A 19870-nucleotide genomic window follows, 5' to 3' on the forward strand; every position below is an offset into this window, starting at 1 on the left:
AAGGCGCCGCATCACATCCCGAGTCCTCTCAGGGATGTCCCTCAAGCGCGGATCGTCGATTTGGCCCTTCGTCATTGCATCATCTCCCGTCGCACTCCTCCAGACAGACCGCTAAATGGCACTAGGTCGGCGACCTGTTTGATAAGAGACGCATCATCCGGTTCAAGCGGACGGTCGTAAACCGCAAATCTTGCAGCTATTGATTCTCCGTTCGCCCCGGTATCCGCGAAAGCGACATATTTTGCAGCTATCGAAACATGATGCGGTGATACGGCGTCCACCAAAATCCAGTCGTCGCTTCCCCGGCGAAGGGCGAAGTCGAACGCATGCGATTTCCCGCTTTTGCCGGGTATCTCGAACGACCTTTCCAGCCTCTTAGCCGGGACGAATTCTGTCAGAATTCGGAAAATACGCTCACGCAAGTTGTCATCGCTCGCAGAGGAGATATGTTCTACGGCCGAGAATGCCGCCGCTGCGGAGGCATTCGCTACCGCTAAAACCGCTGGCACGAGCCAGTCGCTTGAAGGGACTTCCGACACAAGTGATCCGTCAACAATCTTTAGCTGATGAAAGGCAGCCTGTCGCATCATCGCACGATGAATAGACGACGCGTCCCTCCCGTGATCCCATGCAGAGCGAGTGGCGCCTCCGCCGTCGTGTACCTTAAATCCCTCACCAAACCCTACGACATAGACATGGACCGGATCAAACGAAGGATATAGGCACTGCGTCGTCACCCGGTTACCTGCATCGGTGACGAAACAGCTAGAAAGCTTGGTTAACGCTGTCGTGAGGTGTTCGCAGAACATGGCACTTCCCTAGCACGAAAACAGGTCGGTCTGTGGAGGTACGTCAAACCCGCGTTGATCGGGGTCGAAAGACAGCCGAATCACGGAACAAAACCAAGGCATTATCTGTGGCACTCTGCGAACTTGGGGCTGTAGCGGGCGCCTTGCTGGTAGGCTCCACGGGCCACCCCCGGCAAGATATTTCAGATTATCATCCCACCTATGTTCATGGGGACCACAAACGGTCGCGGGAAGCCCTTGTTGTGCGCACCATGGGGGGTTGAACTTACATTCGTCGGCAGGAACGATGTCAATCCGCCATGCGGGCATGTTACGGAAAATCAGAGAAATGCTCGGACGGTCACGGTGGGCGACGGCGCATCGAAAGCGTAAATGCGCCCGTTCGATCCCATGCTCCTCAATGATGTCCCAGGTCGCCTCCATATCTCCCTTCCGGGACGAAGGGCGCCATTCTGGCAGCGATCCCTTCAGACGCTTGTCGGACGCCAAAAAGGCTTCGATCGTCCGGATATCCCGATTGCGGACCGCTGCTGACATTCGCCCAGGGTAGCATTATGCGGGGCTACGTCCATATCTTGTTCCGTGTTCGTCAACCAGATAATCGCCTTTTCAAGCCTCTTGACGCCTCCCCCGCGCCGGGTCGATTATTTGTATACAAACGATACCTGCTCCTGTCCCGCGCCTGACGCCAGGGCGGGCGGGCTTGGCGAAAGCGAGTGAAAGCGATGACCAAGGCTGCCGGCGTAGGCGCGCCCGCTTGCGATGAGGCCGCTGCCGCTGACACCCCGGCTTGGGGGGGCTATGTGGTGGAAGCGCAGGCCGGTTTCCTGCTCCGCCGCGCCCATCAGCGCCACGCCGCTTTGTTTCAGGAAATGATGGGTGCCCGCGATCTGACGCCGACCCAGTTCACCGCCCTCATCAAAATCGTCACCTGCGGCGCGGTGACGCAAAACCGCCTCGGCCGCCTCGCCGCGATGGATCCGGCGACGATCCAGGGCGTCGTCCGACGTCTCGTCGCGCGCGGGTTGGTCACCCGCGCCTTCGACCCCGCTGACCGCCGCACCCATGTGCTCCGCGCAACCCCGGCAGGGCTTGAAGTGGCGCGGCAAGCCGTGGCATGCGCAACCGAAATCACCGCAGCGACCCTGGCGCCGCTCTCGCCGGCGGAACGACCTTTGTTTCTCGCTCTTCTCAAGAAGTTGATCTGAACGATGCTAGAACACCCCGCCCCCACGCTCGGCCTCGGCTTCGATTTCCCGTCGCTCGCGACGCGGGAGGGGCTGATCCAGCTCGATCAGGCGTTTCTCGCCACCCTCGGCGCCGAGGAGCCGGCGCTGGCGACGCGCCTGCTGGCCGCGCGTGCCGCCCCGGAGGCGCTCGCGCCCAAGGATGAGAGCGATCTCGTCATCGCGCTCGGCCGCCATCTCGATCGGTTCGTTGCAAACCTGTTTGGCATCGGCGCCGAGGTCGAGGCGCTTGCCCGCCGCACCCATGCGCTCGATCCGATCCATGCCTGCAAGCGGCTTTTCGTCCAGCGCCAAGCGGTGCGGCAATTTCCCGAGGCGGCGGGGTTCGACGGCGAGGCGCTGCGCTGCGCATTCGAGGCGAAACTTGGTGCGCCGCTGACCGAGGCGGGCTTTGCCGCCGCCGTCACCGGGTTCGAGGCCGGCGGCGACGAGGAAGGGCTCGATCTCGCGCGCCGCTATGCCGCCTGGGCGGTGCTGAGTGACGCCGGCCAAGCGCGGCACCGCGATGGCACGCTTTTCAAGGTGCCGCACAAGCCCGATCCCGCCCGTCTCGTTCCCGTCGAAACCATTCTCCGCGACGGCGTCACCATGCTGCGTCTTCCCGAGCATGATTGGCGCGCCCGCGATGGCTTCGCGCTCACCGATCCCGGGATGAACGACCAACAGGCGCTCGATCAGATGAATTACTGCATCTGGTGCCATAATCAGGGCAAGGATTCCTGCTCGAAGGGTCTGCGCGACCGCAAAAGCGGCGAATTCCAGAAATCCCCCTTCGGCGTCACCCTCGCCGGCTGTCCGCTCGAAGAAAAAATCAGCGAAATGCACACGCTCCGCGCCGAGGGCGCGGCGATCGGCGCCTTCGCGATCATCGCCATCGACAATCCGATGATGGCGGCGACCGGGCATCGCATCTGCAATGACTGCATGAAAGCCTGCATCTATCAGAAGCAGGATCCGGTCGATATTCCCCAGGCCGAAACCTCGGTTCTGCGCGATATTCTGGCGCTGCCCTGGGGGGTCGAGATCTATGCCCTGCTGACCCGCTGGAACCCGCTCGATATCCGCCGTCCGCTGCCGCGCCAGCAAAGCGGGCGGGCGGTGCTCGTCGTCGGGCTCGGCCCGGCCGGGTTCACGCTCGCCCATCATCTGCTCAATGACGGCCATAGCGTGGTTGCGATCGACGGGCTCAAGATCGAGCCGCTCGGCTTCGATCCGCATGCGCCGATCCGCGACGCCGAAACCTTGTTCGAAAATCTCGATGACCGGGCGATGGCCGGGTTCGGCGGTGTCGCCGAATACGGCATCACGGTGCGCTGGAACAAAAACTATCTCAAGCTGATCCGCCTGCTGCTCGAGCGGCGGGCGGGGTTTGCGATGTTCGGCGGCGTGCGTTTCGGAGGCGGGGCGACGCTTTCGATCGACGATGCCTGGGCGATGGGGTTCGATCACATCGCGCTCGCCATGGGCGCGGGGCGGCCGACCGTGCTCGACGTGCCGAACGGGCTTGCGCGCGGGGTGCGCCAAGCCTCCGACTTCCTGATGGCGCTGCAATTGACCGGGGCGGCGAAATTCTCCTCGATCGCCAATCTGCAAATCCGTCTCCCGGTGGTGGTGATCGGCGGCGGCCTCACCGCGATCGACACCGCGACCGAAAGCCTCGCCTATTACGTCCGCCAGGTGGAAAAATTCGCCCGCCGCTATGAAACCCTGATCGCCGAGCGCGGTGTGGACGCGGTGCGCGCCACCTGGTCGGCGGAGGAGCGCGAGATCGCCGCCGAATTCCTCGCCCATGCCGATGCCATTCGCGCCGAGCGCGCGGCGGCGGCGGCTTCCGGTCGGGCGCCGCATTTCGCGCCGCTGCTGGAGTCCTGGGGTGGCGCCACCATCGCCTATCGCCGCCGGCTGATCGACGCGCCCTCCTATACCCTCAATCACGAGGAGGTCGCGAAGGCGCTCGAGGAGGGCGTGCGTTTCGCCGAAGGGCTGACGCCGGTCGCGGTCACGGTCGATCAGCATGGCCACGCTGCGTCTCTACGCTGCCGGCGCGGCGATGGCAGCGAGGTGGTCTTGCCGGCGCGCGCCATTCTGGTCGCCGCCGGCACCCAGCCCAACACCGTTCTCGCGCGCGAAGATGGGCGCATCGCCCTCGATGGCCGCTATTTCCAAGCGATCGGCGAGGATGGTGCGCCGGTGACACCCGTTCGCGGCCTCGCCAAGCCGGAACGCGCCGAAGTGCTGATGCACCGCGCCCCCGATGGCCGCTTCGTCAGCTTTTTCGGCGACCTTCACCCGAGTTTCTTCGGCAATGTCGTCAAAGCGATGGGGAGCGCGCGGCGCGGCTATCCGGTGGTCTCGCGCGTGCTCGCCGAGCGCCCGCCCGCCGCGGATCATGCCGCCGCGGTGATCGCGCGTTGCGAAGAGGCGCTGGTCGCGCGCGTGCATGCTGTCAACCGCCTCACGCCGACCATCGTCGAGGTGGTGGTGCACGCCCCGGCGGCGGCGCGCGCCTTCCGCCCCGGCCAGTTTTTTCGCCTGCAGAATTACGAGCGCTTCGCCCCGCGCCTCACCGAGCCAGGGATCGGCGAGACCCTGCTCGCGATGGAGGGGCTTGCCATGACCGGCGCCTGGACCGACCCGGCGCGCGGCCTGGTCGCGGTGATCGCGCTCGAGATGGGCGGCAGCTCCGATCTCTGCGCGACGCTCACGCCGGGTGAGCGCGTCGTCCTGATGGGGCCAACCGGAACGCCGACCGAATTGCCGGAAAAGAGTGTGGTTGCTCTCGTCGGCGGCGGCCTCGGCAATGCGGTGCTGTTCAGCATCGGCGCAGCCCTCCGTGCGCGTGGCACGCGCGTGCTCTATTTCGCCGGCTATAAGAAGATGATCGACCGCTACAAGGTCGAGGAGATCGAGCGTGCCGCCGACGTCATCGTCTGGTGCTGCGATGAGGCGCCGGGCTTCACCCCGGCCCGGCCGCAGGATCGCAGCTTCGTCGGCAATATCGTCGCCGCCATGGTGGCCTATGGCGAGGGCCGGCTCGGCGAACAGGAGGTGCCGCTCGCCGCGTGCGAGCACCTCATCGCCATCGGCTCTGACCGCATGATGCAAGCGGTGGGGGCGGCGCGGCATGGCGTGCTCGCGCCGTTCCTCAAGCCCGGCCACAGCGCCATCGGCTCGATCAACTCGCCGATGCAGTGCATGATGAAGGAGGTCTGCGCGCAATGCTTGCAGCCACAGATCGACCCGGTGAGCGGCGAGCGGAGTGTTGTTTTTTCCTGCTTCAACCAGGATCAGGGGTTGGACCGGGTGGATTTCCCGGCGCTCGCCGAGCGCTTGCGTCAGAACAGTCTTCAGGAAAAACTGACCGCGCACTGGATCGACCGCGCATTGCGGCGGCTCGCTCTGCGCGGGTCGCCCGCGGTCGAAGAGGCCATCGGATAAATTATGTTTTATACCGGTCAGCGAAATCGCTGACCGGTATGCGCGCAGGGTTGGTGTGGCGGCTGCGCGCAACATCAAAAAGATACCAACCAGCCGTCTTCAAGCAACGTGTCATTCTTTCGGCTGGCTGGTATTAGAGCAAGGTAGGTTTTGATTGAACCATCCTGTTCAATCAAAACCGGCCAACTTGCTCGCCAAAATAGGTGTAGAGCGTGATCGACGTAAACCGATCGCGCTCTAGGGAATCAGGGCGCTGGTTGTGGCAGGGGCAAACGGTCGGTCACAGCCTCGAACCCGCCTTCCAGCGACACCTTGCACATTCCAATATTGCCCGTCCCTAAAAATTCACCACCAGATCAGCAAAGTCCATTTTTCACGAGCGACTACCTTCCCCTGGCAGGTCCAAACGCCGCTCCGTCTCTGGGTCGAAGACATGCACCGACGCGACGTCGATCGAGACCGGGAGCATCTCGCCGGCGCCGACCGGAATCCGCTCGCGAAACGCCGCGGTCAGCTTTTCGCCACCGATATCGAGCAACACCTGGGTTTCCGAGCCCGTTGGTTCGACCACCAGCACGCGCGCCGAAAAATCATTGCCTCCAAGACGGAAATGCTCGGGCCGCACGCCGTAGACGACGCGCCGGCCTGTGTCTTGTGCGTTTGCCGCGGCGACGGCGGGTGGCAGCGGCCAGCGCAGACCAGAGGCGCTGACGATCGCACCATCATTGAGCGTGCCGGCAATGAAATTCATCGCTGGCGAGCCGAGAAACCCGGCGACGAAGAGATTTTCCGGCCGGTCATAGAGCGCAAGAGGCGAGCCGATCTGTTCGACATGGCCGCTCCGCATGATGACGATTTTGTCCGCCATCGTCATCGCCTCGATCTGATCATGGGTGACGTAGACGGTGGTGGTTTTGAGACGCTGCTGCAGTTCCTTGATTTCCGAGCGCATCTGCATGCGCAGCTTGGCGTCGAGATTGGAAAGCGGCTCATCGAACAAAAACACCTGCGGGTCACGCACCAGCGCCCGCCCCATCGCGACCCGCTGGCGCTGGCCGCCGGAAAGCTGCCGCGGAAAGCGTTCGAGAAGCGTCTCGAGACCGAGGATTTGCGCGGCTTTTGCGACCCGCGTGGTGATCTCCGCCGCCGGCGCATGTGCAAGACGCAGCGCGAACGACATGTTTTGGCTCACCGTCATATGCGGATAGAGCGCGTAGTTCTGAAATACCATCGCGACATCGCGCGCCTTCGGCGGAATATCGTTGACCCGCCGCCCATCGATCAGAATTTCGCCATCGCTGATGTCTTCGAGCCCGGCAATCATCCTGAGTAGAGTGGTCTTGCCGCAACCCGAGGGACCGACGAGAATGACGAATTCGCCGTCGGCGATATCGACGTTGACACTATGCAAGACTTCGACGGGACCAAAGAGTTTGCGGACGCCCCTGATTGTCACCGCGGCCACGACGTCACCTCCAGACTCTGAAATGTCTCAGCCAAGGACAGCCTCGTACTCATCGAGAACTTGGTCGATCGCGGCAAGAACCAAAGCTCGCCCGGAAAACCTTTCGCCGGCCAAAACGCGCGACCGCAAGGCCGGAAAGAAGTGATGCATCAAGGGCTTTGGCAGATCCGACATCGCGAAACGAGCAAGTAGCGCTGTCACCGCCGCTTCGGCGGCATCCGACGACCAGTAATAGCGAATCCGATCGCTGAAGCCATAATGGCGCTGGATTTTCTGCGAACGATCGTCCCCGATGCAATGACTCTGCCAGAATTTCGGCGTCTCTTGCATCACTTTTTCCATGATCGTGACGAGCGATTCCGCGCCGTCGCCATCGAGGATGCGCGCAACCGAATCGAGCGCGTAAAGCGCTTCCCGGAGCGCGAACGTCAAGGCCGGGCCGACCTTGAGAATAGCGAAACCATCGGCGACCAAAGCGCGCAGCGCCGAAACCGGTTGATAATCGGTCGAATGCGCCTCGTAAACCAAACCCGGCATGCGGGACAGGGCGTTCGACAACGCGCGCGCTTGCGCCGGTTGATAAAGCATGACGCCGAAATTATCGTATTCGATGCCGGGTTGGACGACGATCGCGATGATCCGCGTGATCGCGTCGTGCAAACCGCATCGCGCGAAAATCTCGTGATGGAGCGCGAGCGTCGCTATCGCCGCCTCCGGTGTTGTCGGCGTAATCGCGCCCGCATCACCATGACCGCCGCCAGCCGGCGGGACTTCGGTGCCGATCACATAGTGCGGCGGCGCATAACCCGCGTCGCGCGCCGCGTCCTCGGCGGCGGCGGCGAGGCGGGCAGCGCGTTCGGCGATGACGATTTCCGGCAAACATGGCGGTTCGTCGGCGCAGGCCATGCTGGCATCAAGGTGAATTTTCGCAAACCCTGCCGTGGCAAAGGCACGAACGCAGGCCTCCGCCTCACGCAGGGCGGTTGCCACCGGCGCGTCCCGCCAAGGCAACGGGCCGAGATGATCACCGCCGAAGATGATCTGTGCCGGCGCCACGCCCTGCTTCTCGGCAACCGCCAGGACGGAGTCGCGAAACATCGCCGGTGTTGCCCCCGTATAGCCGCCGCGATGATTGACCTGATTGCAGGTCGCTTCGATCAGCACCGAATTGCCAGCGCGGGCGGCGCGCGCCAAGGCCGCCTCGATCACCATCGGATGCGCGGAACAAAGAGAGGCGACGCCGCCCTGTCCCCGCCGGGCGACAAGGGTTCGAAAAAACCCTGGGTGCGGCGTGAAAGACATCAACTCATCCAATTCCCGCCATCGACATTATAGGTTTGCGCGACGATGTACTCGGCATCGTCGCTCGCGAGGAACACCGCCATGCCGGTCAAATCTTCCGGCCGCCCCATGCGGCCATAGGGCACCGCCGCGCCGACCTGGCGTTTTTTCTCACCGAGCGGCAGATTTTCGTATTTCGCGAACAAGGCATCGACCTCGTCCCACATCGGCGTATCGACGACCCCAGGCGCGATCGCATTGACATTGATCCGATGCTTGATCAGGGCAAGACCTGCGCTTTGGGTAAAGCTGATGACCGCGGCTTTAGACGCGCAATAGATCGCAACGAGCGCCTCGCCGCGCCGGCCCGCTTGTGAGGCGAAATTGACGATCTTGCCGCCCTTCCCTTGCGCGATCATCTGCCGCGCAACCGCTTGCAGCGTAAAAATAAGCCCCTCGACATTCACCCGGAAGACTTTGTGGTAGCTTTCACGCGTAATGTCGGTGATCGGCGCGAGATCGAACACCGCCGCGCCGTTGACGAGAATGTCGATCTGCCCCGCCTGTGAGATCACTTCCGCCGCCATCGCGGCGATCGATTGCGGATCGGTGACATCGAGTGCGACGGCGAAGGCGCCATGGCCGAGCGCCGCGGCGACGGATTTGGCTTCGTCCAACAAGCGATCCGCGACCACGACGCGCGCCCCCTCCCCGGCGTAGCGTCGGGCGACGGCGGCGCCGATGCCTCGTGCGCCACCGGTGATGATGGCGACTTTATCGGCGAGCTTTCCGTTCATGTCGCCCTCACCAGCAAGTATAGCCGCCATCGGCGAGCACGATGCTGCCGGTCAGCAGGCTCGCGGCATCGGAGGCGAGAAAGAGCACGACGGAGGCGATCTCTTCTGGCTGGCCGACGCGGCGCATTGGCGTCATGTCGAGCCAGGTCTTGTACATCTCGCCATTCTGCATGCCAAACCGGGTCAGCGGCGTTTCGATATAGGTCGGCGCGACGGCATTGACCCGCACGCCGCGTGCCCCCCATTCCGCGGCGAGCGAGCGTGTCAGATGATGAACGGCGGCTTTCGACGCGTTATAAAAACTTTGTGGCTGCGGCTTGTTGACGATGAAGCCCGACATTGAACCGATATTGACGATGGCGCCACTGCCCCGCTCCAGCATGCGTTTTCCGAACCCACGGCAGCAATAAAACAGACCGTCGAGGTTGACCGCCATGTGCATCCGCCAATGCGCGTCGGTGGTGTCTTCCGCGCGAACATCGCTGACCGCAACCCCAGCATTGTTCACCAGAATGTCGATATGGCCGTGATCTTTGACGACGTTTTCGGCGAATGCCTCGACAGCTGCCGAGTCCGTTACGTCGAGCGGCGCGCCATGCGCGGTTATGCCGGCTTGCGCCAGTTCCTGCACCGCGCTCGCGATGCGTTCGGGAATTTTCTCGGCGATCACCACCGTCGCTCCCGCTTCGCCAAGCGCCTGCGCGGCGCAAAGCCCGATCCCCTGCCCCGCGCCGGTAACCACCGCGACCCGGCCGTGCAAATCATATTTCTGCAGATACATTGAGCGTATTCCTTCCGTTACTTGACGGCGCCGAAGGTGAGCCCGCGAACCAGCTGTCGCTGGCTGATCCAGCCGAAGACGAGAATGGGCGCGATCGCGAGGACCGAGGCGGCAGAGAGCCTTGCCCAGAATAGGCCTTGCGGTGCGGAGAAAGAGGCGATGAAGGCGGTGAGCGGTGCGGCGCTGTGGGCCGAGAGGTTGAGACTCCAAAATGCCTCATTCCAGCAGAGAATGATCGAAAGCAGGGCGGTCGAGGCGATTCCCGGCAGGACGAGCGGCAGGAGCACGAGAAAAATGGTCTGCAGAACGCTCGCGCCGTCGATACGGCTGGCTTCGATGATGTCTTTTGGCGTTTCGCGAAAGAAGGTAAAAAGCATCCAGATCGCGATGGGAAGATTGCTCAGCGTATTGACGATGACGAGTGCGCTCAGCGTGTCGAGAAGATCAAGATCGCGGGCGAGAAGATAGATCGGCACGAGAACGCCGACCGCTGGTAGCATTTTCGTCGATAGCATCCAAAGCAAGAGATCGCGCGTTTTCGCGCCCGGGTAAAACGCCATCGCAAACGCCGCCGGCACCGCGAGCAAAAGCATGAGCAGCGTCGTGATGACCGATATCACGATGCTATTGAACGCGAAGCTCGCGTAATCCTGCTCCGCGAAAATCGCGCGGTAATTGTCGAGGGTGGGAACAAAGAGGAAGAGCGGCGGAGAGGCGATCGCCTCCACCTCGGTTTTGGCGCTCGCAAGCGCCATCCAAGCGATTGGAAAAAAGTTCAGCAGCGCCGCAAGCCAGGCGATCGCGGCGGCGAGACGTTGCGGCGCCTTGCTCATACGTCGAGCCTTTTGGCGATCGTGCGAATGAGGAAGGCGGCGATGATATTAGCGAGCACGATGGCAATCACGCCGGCTGCTGACGCACTGCCGACATTGAAGGCAAGCAACGCGCGCTGATAAATGAGGAAGGGGAGATTGGTGGTTGCGATGCCTGGTCCGCCCGCGGTGGTCACATAGATTTCAGCGAAAATACCGAGAAGAAAAATCGTCTCCATCATGACAACGACGCTGATCGCCCGCCCCATATGCGGGATTTGGATATGAAAGAAGATCGCGATCGGCCCGGCGCCGTCGAGGCGCGCCGCTTCGAGTTGTTCCTGGTCGAGCGATTGCAAGGCGGTGAGCAGAATGAGGAAGGCGAAGGGCAGCCATTCCCACGAGACGATGATAATGATGGAGGTGAGGGGCAGACTTCCGAACCAGTCGATCGCCGGAAAACCGAGGCCGCGCGCAATCGCGGCAAACAGCCCGTTCACCGGGTGCATCAGAAGATTTTTCCAGATCAAGGCGCTTACCGTTGGCATGACGAAGAACGGCGAGATCATCAGCACGCGCGCAATGCCGCGACCCGGAAATGAAATGGCAAACAACGCTGCCATCACCGCGCCGAGGCTTACGGTGATCGTGAGAACGGCAGCGACCAGAAAGACGGTTGTCAGCAGAATATGCGAGAGCGCCGGGTCGGCAACGAGAAAGCGATAATTGCTGAGCCCGGCGAAGCCGTGCAACATCGGGTTGAGGAGATTATAGCGGCGAAAGGAAAACCACAGCGTCATCGCAAGCGGGACGGTCATCCAAAGCAGCAGCGCCGCAACCGAGGGGGCGAGAAGCGGAAAGGTATTGACCCGCGCCGTCTTTGCCGGCTTTCGTCGCACCTCTCCGCCCTCCGAGACCTAGCCTCGCGTTATTGCGTGTAGCCGGCTTGCTGCATGGTTGCCGCAACGCTGGCCTGCGCCTGTTTCAGCGCATCGTCGACGCTCATCTGGCCGGTCAAGGCGCCTGCGATCATTTGCCCGACCGTCGTGCCAATCGCCTGGAATTCCGGGATGGCGACATATTGGATGCCGGTGTAGGGCACTTTCTGCGCCGTCGGATGATTGAGATCGGCGGTCATGATGGCATTCTTGACGAAATCGGCAAACGGCGCCGCTTTCAGATACTCTGGGTTTTCATAGGTCGATTTGCGTGTCCCGGGCGGCACCACCGTCCAGCCGTCGGTCTTGCCGACCATCTCGATATAGGCGCGCGATGTCGACCATTGCAGGAAGGATTTCGCGGCCGCGACGTTTTTCGAGGTTGACGGGATCGCCAAGGCCCAGGACCAGAACCAATGCGCGCCGTTCGGCACTTTCGCGATGGGGGCGGCGGTGAAGGCGACCTTGTCGGCGACCTGGCTCTGCTTGCGATCATAGAGAAGCCCGGCGCCGGAGGTCGCGTCGATCCACATCGCGCAATGGCCGGTCGCGAACAGCGCCTGGTTTTCGTTGAAGCCGTTGGAGTTGGCGCCGGGCGGGCCGTATTTGTGCATCATGTCGATATAGAAATTCACCGCCTCGTGCCAGGCCGGGGTGTTCAATTGCGGCTTCCAGTTTTCATCGAACCAGCGTCCGCCGAACGTGTTCACCAGCGTATCGAGATAGGCCATGTTTTCGCCCCAGCCCGGCTTGCCACGGAGACAAATGCCATATTGCTCGTGCCCGCGATCCGTCAGCTTCTCGGCGAAAGTCTTGATCTCGTCATATTTGGGCTGGCTCGGCATGGTAAGGCCGGCTTTGTCGAAGAGATCCTTGCGATAATAGGTAAACGAGCTTTCGGCATAAAACGGCACCGCATAGAGTTTGCCGTTGGCCGAGAGCGCCTCTCGAACCGAGGGGAAGACGTCGTTCATGTCGTAAGACGCCGGAAATCCGTCGAGGCTGACGAGCCAGTTCTGCTTGCCCCAGATCGGGGTCTCGTATGACCCGATGGTGAGGATGTCGAACTGCCCGCCATGGGTTGCGATATCCGTCGTCACGCGCTGGCGGAGGACGTTTTCCTCCAGCACCACCCAGTTGACCTTATTGCCAGTTTCCTTCTCCCACTGGGTCGAGAGTTTCTGCATCTCGACCATCTGGGAGTTGTTCACGGTGGCGATGGTAATCGTCGCGGCGGCGGCGGAGAGAGACGAGCCGACCCAAAAACCGCTGGCGAGCATGACGCTGGCGGCGATCGCGTGTTTCATTCCCTGCGTATGATGACGCATTGCGTTCCTCCCGAGGATCTGGGCATTTGCCCTTGAAGAGGGCGTTACCTTCGGCCAGCTTCGCCTCCCCTGTCAAGCACCGATCATCGCGCCAACAGGCCAGCCGCAGTGGTCTCGTCGGTGATCAGGCCGTTCAGCAGCCCGTTCGCGAGCGCCGCCCGGAGCGCCGGCAGTTTCTCCGCGCCGGCCGCGACGCCGACCCGGATCGCCTCCTCGGCGCCCCCAGCCCAGAGCGCGGTGATGCGCGCGGCGAGTGGGGTTACGACGCGACTTCCGCGCGTATCGAAGGCACAGCCGGCGATTTCGCCAATCGCGCCGGCCTCCATCAACGCCGCGAGTTCGGCATCGGTGATGAAGCCGCTCTGATGCAAAGGTGCGCGCCAGCCGATATGGCCGACCCCGAGAATGAGACAACGCGCCTGCCGATTGAGGGTTTGCAATGTCTGATAGGCGCGCTGGCGCTCAGCGAGGGCTTTCTCCGCGGCGGTGCTGGTGGCGAGCGGCAGGGTCATCGGAAAACATTGCGCGCCAGTGCGTTCGGCGATCCGCGTCACCGGGTCGGCGGCCATCGCGCGGCCGTCATAGCCGAGCGTGCCGCAGAGGGAAAAGAGCTTATGCTGCGGTGCATCGAGCGGTGAGATCTCGGCGGCGACGGCGCGCAGCGTGCGGCCGGTCGAAAAGCCGATGACGAGTGGCGCCGGCTGCGACAGCCAGGTTTCCAAATACTGCGCCGCCGCGATGGCAAGGCCGGGAAGGCTGCCATCATCGCCGTTCAGCGTCGGCACCACCTCGCAATGGGCGAGCCGATAGCGCGCGGTGAGCTGGTCGGCCTTGGCGAGACATTCGCCGAGCGGGTGATCGAAGCGGAATTTGATCAGCTTTTCGGCAACCGCGCGCGCGATCAGACGTTGCGCGGTCTGGCGGGAAACATGGAGCTGGGCGGCGATCTCGTCCTGCGTGCGCGCCGCGATGTAATAGAGCCACGCGGCACGCGCCGCCTGATCGAGGCGGTCGCGGGCCAGGCGCTGGCGGCGGGCGTTGCTGTCGTCGACCATGATCTTTCCTCATCGGGTCGCGTGTGCGGCGAGAGATGAGATATTGCTCATCGATAGGATAATTGCCAATATCATGGGGGTGTTGCGGGGAGGCGCGGAAAACAATGTCCGAGATCTTCACGGTGGGGGAATTGCTGGTCGACGTCCTGGCCGAGGCGGTGGGGCAGGCTTTGTCCGCGCCAGGCCGCTATCTCGGCCCCTTTCCCTCGGGCGCCCCGGCGATTTTCGCCGACCAAGCGGCGCGACTCGGGATCAAGACCGCGATCGCCGGCGCCGTCGGCGATGATGCGTTCGGCAAAGCGGTGCTCGCGCGGCTGCGCCAAAGCGGCGTCGATATCAGCGCGGTGCGGGTGCTCGAGGACGCAACCACCGGCGTTGCCTTCGCGACCTATTTTGCCGACGGCAGCCGCGAGTTCCTGTTTCACATGAAAGACGCAGCACCCGGCCGGTTTCGCGCCGAGGACGTGACGCCGGCGCTGTTCGCCGGCTGCCGGATTTTCCATATTATGGGATCGTCGCTATTTTCGGCGCCGATGATCGCGGCGATCACCCGCGCGATCGCGCTCGCCGAGCAGGCCGGGGCGCTGATTTCCTTCGATCCCAATATCCGCCCGGCCTTGCTGCGCACGCCGGGCGTCGCCGAGGCGATCCACGCCATCGCCCGCCGCAGCGATATTCTGATGCCGAGCGAGATCGATCTCGCCTTCCTCTGCCCCGGCGAAGAGGTCGAGGCCGCGCTCACCACCCTTCTCTCATGGCGCGCAGCCCGGGTGTTCTTGAAACTCGGCGCCGCCGGCAGCCGCTATGCCGATCGCAACCAGCGCCTCAGCGCGCCGCCCTTCGCGACCACCGAAATCGACCCGACCGGGGCGGGCGATTGCGCCGGCGCGACGTTTCTCGCCTCATGGCTGCGCGACAGGCCGATCGAGCACTGTCTCGCGCGCGCCAACGCCGCCGGCGCGCTCGCTGTTGCGCAACGCGGCCCAATGGAAGGCAATAGTGACGAGGCAATTCTGGAGGCGTTTTTGGCCGAGCGAAAAAATGGTCTTTTTTGAAAAAAAGGACCAAAAAACTTTTTCCCGTTCCGTGAATTCCGGGCATGCTTTATTTGTGGGTCCCCCCGGGCCGCGCGGATAGGAGGAACGTAAGATGGCATATTTCATCGGCGTCGATGGCGGGACGGAGAGTTTGCGCGCGCGGGTTTTCGATCTTGCCGGCCGCCCGCTCGGCAACGGCGTGAGCCCCTATCCGACGCATTTCGCCGCCGGCGCCCGCGCCGAGCAGGATCCCGAGGATTGGTGGCGGGCGCTCGGTCTTGCGGTGCGCGCCGCGGTCGCCGAGGCCGGGGTCGCGAAGGATCAGATCGAGGGGCTCTCGCTCGCGACCACCTGCTGCACCGTGGTCGCGCTCGATGAGGGCGGGCGCGCCTTGCGGCCGGCGATTTTGTGGATGGATATGCGCGCCGGCGCCGAGGCCGAGGCGGTGCTCGCGACCGGCGATCCCGCGTTGGTCGTCAATGGCGCCGGGCGCGGCCCGGTTTCCGCCGAATGGATGATCCCGAAGGCGCTTTGGCTTGCCCGCCATGAGCCGGCGCATTTCGCGCCTGCCGCGACGATCTGTGAATATCAGGATTTTCTCGCGCTCCGTCTCACCGGACGGCGCTGCGCAAGCCTCAACAACGCCTCTGTCCGCTGGCATTACGCGAGCGATCGCGGCGGCTGGCCGGCGAGCCTGGTGCGCGCGCTCGCGATCGACGCCATGCTCGAAAAATGGCCGGCGGAGGTGCTGGCGCCGGGCGCGGTGATCGGCCGGCTGACGCCGGCGGCGGCAAGCCATCTCGATCTGCCCGAGCGCGTGCGGGTGGTTCAGGGCGGGGCCGATGCGTTCATCGGCATGATCGGCCTTGGCGTGGCCCGCCCCGGTCAGATCGCGCTGATCACCGGGTCGTCACATTTGCAGTTCGGGGTTTCCGAGCAGCCGCGCTTCGTGCCCGGGCTCTGGGGCACGTATCGGGATGCGGTCTATCCTGGAAGCTATGTGCTGGAAGGGGGACAGACCTCGACGGGCTCGATCATCGCCTGGCTCCGCCGGCTGATGGGCGGCACGCTCGATCTCGCGGCGCTCAATGAAGCGGCGGCGGCGCTGCCGCCCGGGGCGGAGGGGGTTCTGGCGCTCGATCACTTCCAGGGCAACCGCACACCGCACACCGATTCGCTCTCGCGCGGGGCGATCACCGGGCTTTCCCTGCACCATGGCGTTGCGCATATCTTCCGCGCGATTTTGGAAGCGATCGGGTTCGGCACGCGCGCCATCGTCGATGCGATGCGTGGCGCCGGCTTCGATGCCGCCGAAATGGTCGCCGGCGGGGGGGCGACGAATTCGCCGCTCTGGCTGCAAATCCATGCCGATACCGCCAATCTTCCGGTCGTCGTGCCCGATGTCAGCGAGGTGCCGTCCCTGGGGGCGGCGATCCTGGCGGCGGTGGGCGCCGGCCGCTTCGCCACGATCGAAGACGCAATCGCAGCGATGGTCCGCCCCGGCCGCCGCATCGAGCCGATCGCCGCCAATGTCGCGCTCTATGACGAGATCTATGCCCAGTACGCAGCGCTCTATCCGGCGCTGAAAACGGTACGCGAGGCAGGGGTCACGCCATCCCACCATTGATCGCGATGGTCTGGCCGGTGATGTAGCCGGCCTGGTCGGAGGCGAGGAAACCGACCAGATCGGCCACTTCCGCCGCGTGTCCTGCGCGCCCGGCGGGCACCAGCGCCTTGATCGCCGCCATATCGAGGGCGCGGGCGGTCGCCGGGCTTTCGATCACCCCCGGCGCGACGGCGTTGACGGTGACGCCGCGGCTCGCGACTTCGCGCGCGAGCGAACGGACCGCGCCTTCGAGCCCGGCTTTGGCGGCGGCGTAATTGCTCTGACCACGATTGCCGAGAGCGGCGGACACCGAAGAGAGCGCGATGATCCGCCCCCAGCGGGTGCCGATCATCGGCAGCAAAAGCGGCTGCACGGCGGCGTAAAACCCGTTGAGCGAGACATCGATCACCGCTCGCCAGCGGGCGAAATCCATCCCCGCCAGCGGCGCATCGTCATGGATGCCGGCATTGTGGACGATGATTTGCACCGGCTCGGCGGCGAGCAGGGCGGCCATCGCCGCGCGGCTCGCCGGCTCGTCGGTGAGATCGCAGATCAACGCCTCGCCGCCGATCTCTGTCGCGAGATCGTTTGCCGCCGCCGCCTGCGTGTGGGCGTGGACGATGACGGCGCAGCCAGCGGCGGCGAGACGGCGGCAGATCGCGGCCCCGATCGGGCTTGTCCCGCCCGTCACCAGCGCCCGACGTTGCGCGCTCATGCCGCCGCTCCCGCGTTGGGCAAAACAATCACCGCGCGACCGGCGACCAGCGGCGCGCCGCTTTCGGTCGCGAGCGCGAAGCCATAGACTAGGCCGCGCGGGTCATCGAGAAGCCGCGTCGCGCTCACGATGATCTCGCCGGTGAGGGGCGAGGCGTGGAACACGACATCGTCGAGGGCGGCGAGAAACCCGGGCGCGCGCGGCGCGGCGCCGGCGAGCGCGCCGTGGAGGGCGGCCGCTTGCAAGCCGTATTCGACGCCGGCGAGCGCCGAAACCTGGCCATCGCGGCGCAAGGGATGGTCCGGCGCCGCCGGCGGGACGGCGCGGCAGGTGATCCGCGTTCGATCCCAGGCGAGCAAAGCTGCGAGCAGGCACATCGTCCCCTGATGCGGGATCAGGGCGGCGATACCGGCCCGGTCGAGCAAGGCTTGAGGGGATGTCACGGCGTCACCTCGAACGCGAGATGGCCGCAGAGCAGCGGCGCGGCAAGGCGCCGGCGCTCACCACGGGCGAGGGTTTCGAGCAAAGCAAGGCTCTGCGCGGCGGGATTGCCCTCGACCAGTGCCGCGAGCGCCGGCGCGCGCGGCCGCGCGAGCGCCGCCTCACTGGCCTCAAAGCGCGCCGCGATCCGCGCGCACGCGCCGGCGCCGGGGAGGTCAGGGGCGAGCACCAAGGCCATCGCGAAGGCAAAATCGGTGCGCCGGCAGCGGCTGAGCGGAAACGGCAGCGGCGCATCGAAGAGGCAAAACAGCACTGGCGCGGCTTCCGCCACGGTCTCGGCCAACGCCTTGAGCAAGCCGGCGGCAAAGGTCGTGTCGTGGGCGGCGAGCGAATCGGCGGGGGCCCGGCCACCCTGGGCGATGCTCCAGTAACCGGCGGCGACGTTGTGGACGGAGTTGTGGAACTGGGTCGGCGAGACGCCGAGCGGCTCGGTGGGATCGGCGAGGGTTTTCAGGAGATCGTCGACCACCGCGCCTTCGCCGTTGGAACTCGCGAAGACGGCGCGGAGCCGCGCCGGGTCGAGTGCGGGGTCGGCCTCCCGCGCCATCGCCACCGCTGCGTCCGCGACCGTGAGGGCAAGACGCACCGCCGGGCCCGCCCGTCTTCGCTCATTGGCGGGCAACAGGGTTGGCGCTGGCGGGGCTTGCGCCTCGGCGATGAGCGGCGCCGCGCCCGCGAGCGTGCCACGGCTCGCGGACCAGCCGGGCAGTCCCGGCCCCCAGAGCCCAATCCCGAAAATCCGTGCGCGCAGCATCACCGGCGGCCGAAAATCAGGCTGCCATTGGCGCCGCCGAAGCCAAAGGAATTGCTCAACACCCGCGAAATCGCGCGCTCGACATTGGCGGTCAGAACCTGGGCGCGAAAACCAGGATCGACCCGCTCGATATTGAGGCCGCCCGGCAGCAACCCGTTTTCCAGCGCAAGCAGCGCGATCACCGCCTCGACGATGCCGGCAGCCCCCAGGGTATGGCCGGTGAACCCCTTGGTCGAACTCGCCGGCACGCGGTCGCCGAACACCGCGGCGACCGCGCGATCCTCGCTCGCATCGTTCGCTGGGGTGCCGGTGCCGTGGAGATTGATGTAATCGATGTCATCGGCGGCGAGATCGGCGCGGCGGAGCGCATCGCGCATTGCGGCGATGGCGCCGAGTGCCTCGGGGTGGGGGGCGGACATGTGGTGGCCATCGCTCGATTCGCCGTAGCCGAGCAAGGCGAAGGGGCTCTCCTCGCCGCGTTCCAGCAACGCGAACCCGGCCGCCTCGCCGATCGAAAGCCCATCGCGTGCCGCATCCGCGGGCCGGCAGGGGCCGGGCGCGATGAGGCCGAGGGCCGCGAAGCCGGCGAGCGTCATGCGGCAAAGCGTGTCGGCGCCGCCGACCACGGCGGCATCGATCACCCCGGCGGCGATCAATTGTGCGGCATCGACGAAGGCTCGCGCCGCTGATGCGCAGGCCGTCGAAACCACGAAAGCCGGCCCGGTGAGGCCGAGTGCGGCCTGCACGAAGCGCGCGGCGGAGAAGAAATCATGGGTATGGGCGAAATCGAAATTTTCCGGCAGGGCACCGGTCGCCGGGTCACGGGCGCGATAGGCGTCTTCGCCGCTGGCGATGCCAGATGTGCTGGTGCCGAGAATGACACCGATCCGCGCCGGCCCATGGCGCGCCACCGCGTGCGCGACCGTCGCAGCGAAACCGTCGGTCGCGAGCGCGAGATCGAGCAATACATTGTTGCGGCAGGTGAAGGCGGCGAGCGGCGGCGCCAGGCGATGGCGCTCGACCCCGGCGACGGGGCCGATGAACCCGCCGCCGGCAACCCCGGCGGCAGGATTGGCGACCAGGCCGCCGCGGCGCGCCCGCAGAGCGGCAAGATGCGCCGCTTTGCCCCGCCCAAGGGCGCTGATCAGGCTGGTTGCGGTGATGGCGAGCGGCGGCATCGCGGTCATGGCCGAGAGATTAGCAGATTGCGGGAAAAGAAAAGAACCAGGGATGCGCGCCGGCGCGGCTCAGCCCGCGGCCCGAGCGCGCCAGGGTGGATCGCGGAGGTTTTGTCGCTTATAGTCGG

17 protein-coding genes are annotated in these 19870 nt (G+C 64.7%); 4 read left to right on the plus strand and 13 right to left on the minus strand.

From position 1 onward, the window contains the following. Positions 1-71: 71 nt before the first annotated feature. Positions 72-809 (minus strand): hypothetical protein, encoded by a 738-nt coding sequence (locus DEF76_RS19515; RefSeq protein WP_162800708.1) that lies wholly within the window; start codon positions 807-809, stop codon positions 72-74. 725 nt (positions 810-1534) lie between these two features. Between DEF76_RS19515 and DEF76_RS16080 the strand changes: the two genes are divergently transcribed. Further along, positions 1535-2017, plus strand: coding sequence for a MarR family winged helix-turn-helix transcriptional regulator (locus tag DEF76_RS16080; RefSeq protein WP_114913159.1), 483 nt, complete (start codon positions 1535-1537; stop codon positions 2015-2017). Between the two features lie 3 nt (positions 2018-2020). Further along, entirely contained in the window at positions 2021-5494 is a 3474-nt protein-coding gene (locus tag DEF76_RS16085; protein ID WP_114913160.1) for an FAD-dependent oxidoreductase, read from the plus strand. A gap of 373 nt (positions 5495-5867) precedes the next feature. Here the strand turns inward: DEF76_RS16085 and DEF76_RS16090 are convergent, their stop codons facing one another. The 8 genes from DEF76_RS16090 to DEF76_RS16125 all read right to left on the minus strand — a co-directional run bounded on the left by DEF76_RS16090 (position 5868) and on the right by DEF76_RS16125 (position 13951). Further along, the gene (locus DEF76_RS16090; protein WP_114913161.1) at positions 5868-6959 is read right to left on the minus strand and encodes an ABC transporter ATP-binding protein; all 1092 of its coding nucleotides are present in this window, start codon (positions 6957-6959) and stop codon (positions 5868-5870) included. Positions 6960-6986: 27 nt separating this feature from the next. Further along, positions 6987-8261, minus strand: coding sequence for a class II D-tagatose-bisphosphate aldolase non-catalytic subunit (locus DEF76_RS16095; RefSeq protein WP_114913162.1), 1275 nt, complete (start codon positions 8259-8261; stop codon positions 6987-6989). Then, the gene (locus DEF76_RS16100; RefSeq protein WP_114913163.1) at positions 8261-9037 is read right to left on the minus strand and encodes an L-iditol 2-dehydrogenase; all 777 of its coding nucleotides are present in this window, start codon (positions 9035-9037) and stop codon (positions 8261-8263) included. The genes DEF76_RS16095 and DEF76_RS16100 overlap by 1 nt, the downstream gene beginning before the upstream one ends. Positions 9038-9044: 7 nt before the next feature. After that, entirely contained in the window at positions 9045-9818 is a 774-nt protein-coding gene (locus tag DEF76_RS16105; RefSeq protein ID WP_114913164.1) for an SDR family NAD(P)-dependent oxidoreductase, read from the minus strand. A 17-nt stretch (positions 9819-9835) separates the two neighbouring features. Further along, entirely contained in the window at positions 9836-10651 is an 816-nt protein-coding gene (locus tag DEF76_RS16110; protein WP_114913165.1) for a carbohydrate ABC transporter permease, read from the minus strand. Beyond that, positions 10648-11529 (minus strand): carbohydrate ABC transporter permease, encoded by an 882-nt coding sequence (locus DEF76_RS16115; RefSeq protein ID WP_240319036.1) that lies wholly within the window; start codon positions 11527-11529, stop codon positions 10648-10650. Before DEF76_RS16115 ends, DEF76_RS16110 begins: the two co-directional genes overlap by 4 nt. A gap of 29 nt (positions 11530-11558) precedes the next feature. Then, positions 11559-12896 (minus strand): ABC transporter substrate-binding protein, encoded by a 1338-nt coding sequence (locus DEF76_RS16120; protein ID WP_456303845.1) that lies wholly within the window; start codon positions 12894-12896, stop codon positions 11559-11561. 83 nt (positions 12897-12979) lie between these two features. Continuing rightward, positions 12980-13951, minus strand: a complete 972-nt coding sequence (locus tag DEF76_RS16125; RefSeq protein WP_114913166.1) for a sugar-binding transcriptional regulator — start codon at positions 13949-13951, stop codon at positions 12980-12982. 104 nt (positions 13952-14055) lie between these two features. Between DEF76_RS16125 and DEF76_RS16130 the strand changes: the two genes are divergently transcribed. Next, entirely contained in the window at positions 14056-15006 is a 951-nt protein-coding gene (locus tag DEF76_RS16130) for a sugar kinase (RefSeq protein WP_114913167.1), read from the plus strand. Between the two features lie 94 nt (positions 15007-15100). After that, positions 15101-16615: an FGGY-family carbohydrate kinase gene (locus DEF76_RS16135; RefSeq protein ID WP_114913168.1), complete on the plus strand. Its 1515-nt coding sequence runs from the start codon at positions 15101-15103 to the stop codon at positions 16613-16615. On the opposite strand, the gene fabG is transcribed toward DEF76_RS16135, so the two are convergent. Genes fabG through DEF76_RS16155 form a run of 4 tightly spaced genes read right to left on the minus strand, consistent with a single transcriptional unit; the run spans position 16596 to position 19751 of the window. After that, positions 16596-17309, minus strand: a complete 714-nt coding sequence (gene fabG, locus DEF76_RS16140; protein ID WP_114913169.1) for a 3-oxoacyl-ACP reductase FabG — start codon at positions 17307-17309, stop codon at positions 16596-16598. The two genes, DEF76_RS16135 and fabG, sit on opposite strands and share 20 nt — an antisense overlap. After that, on the minus strand, positions 17306-17752 hold the full coding sequence (locus tag DEF76_RS19520) for a 3-hydroxylacyl-ACP dehydratase (protein WP_162800709.1): 447 nt from the start codon (positions 17750-17752) through the stop codon (positions 17306-17308). Before DEF76_RS19520 ends, fabG begins: the two co-directional genes overlap by 4 nt. Continuing rightward, positions 17749-18564, minus strand: coding sequence for a beta-ketoacyl synthase chain length factor (locus tag DEF76_RS16150; protein WP_114913171.1), 816 nt, complete (start codon positions 18562-18564; stop codon positions 17749-17751). Before DEF76_RS16150 ends, DEF76_RS19520 begins: the two co-directional genes overlap by 4 nt. Further along, on the minus strand, positions 18564-19751 hold the full coding sequence (locus DEF76_RS16155; RefSeq protein WP_240319037.1) for a beta-ketoacyl-[acyl-carrier-protein] synthase family protein: 1188 nt from the start codon (positions 19749-19751) through the stop codon (positions 18564-18566). Before DEF76_RS16155 ends, DEF76_RS16150 begins: the two co-directional genes overlap by 1 nt. Between the last annotated feature and the right edge of the window lie 119 nt (positions 19752-19870).

Origin of the sequence: Acidibrevibacterium fodinaquatile, from assembly GCF_003352165.1 — a bacterium.
GTDB classification, from domain to species: domain Bacteria; phylum Pseudomonadota; class Alphaproteobacteria; order Acetobacterales; family Acetobacteraceae; genus Acidibrevibacterium; species Acidibrevibacterium fodinaquatile.

Bases quoted from the DNA above. Each gene is read 5' to 3' on its own strand.
- DEF76_RS19515 (WP_162800708.1), bottom strand. From the start codon at position 809: ATGTTCTGCGAACACCTCACGACAGCGTTAACCAAGCTTTCTAGCTGT.
- DEF76_RS16080 (WP_114913159.1), top strand. From the start codon at position 1,535: ATGACCAAGGCTGCCGGCGTAGGCGCGCCCGCTTGCGATGAGGCCGCT.
- DEF76_RS16085 (WP_114913160.1), top strand. From the start codon at position 2,021: ATGCTAGAACACCCCGCCCCCACGCTCGGCCTCGGCTTCGATTTCCCG.
- DEF76_RS16095 (WP_114913162.1), bottom strand. From the start codon at position 8,261: ATGTCTTTCACGCCGCACCCAGGGTTTTTTCGAACCCTTGTCGCCCGG.
- DEF76_RS16100 (WP_114913163.1), bottom strand. From the start codon at position 9,037: ATGAACGGAAAGCTCGCCGATAAAGTCGCCATCATCACCGGTGGCGCA.
- DEF76_RS16105 (WP_114913164.1), bottom strand. From the start codon at position 9,818: ATGTATCTGCAGAAATATGATTTGCACGGCCGGGTCGCGGTGGTTACC.
- DEF76_RS16110 (WP_114913165.1), bottom strand. From the start codon at position 10,651: ATGAGCAAGGCGCCGCAACGTCTCGCCGCCGCGATCGCCTGGCTTGCG.
- DEF76_RS16120 (WP_456303845.1), bottom strand. From the start codon at position 12,896: ATGCGTCATCATACGCAGGGAATGAAACACGCGATCGCCGCCAGCGTC.
- DEF76_RS16125 (WP_114913166.1), bottom strand. From the start codon at position 13,951: ATGGTCGACGACAGCAACGCCCGCCGCCAGCGCCTGGCCCGCGACCGC.
- DEF76_RS16130 (WP_114913167.1), top strand. From the start codon at position 14,056: ATGTCCGAGATCTTCACGGTGGGGGAATTGCTGGTCGACGTCCTGGCC.
- DEF76_RS16135 (WP_114913168.1), top strand. From the start codon at position 15,101: ATGGCATATTTCATCGGCGTCGATGGCGGGACGGAGAGTTTGCGCGCG.
- fabG (WP_114913169.1), bottom strand. From the start codon at position 17,309: ATGAGCGCGCAACGTCGGGCGCTGGTGACGGGCGGGACAAGCCCGATC.
- DEF76_RS16150 (WP_114913171.1), bottom strand. From the start codon at position 18,564: ATGCTGCGCGCACGGATTTTCGGGATTGGGCTCTGGGGGCCGGGACTG.
- DEF76_RS16155 (WP_240319037.1), bottom strand. From the start codon at position 19,751: ATGACCGCGATGCCGCCGCTCGCCATCACCGCAACCAGCCTGATCAGC.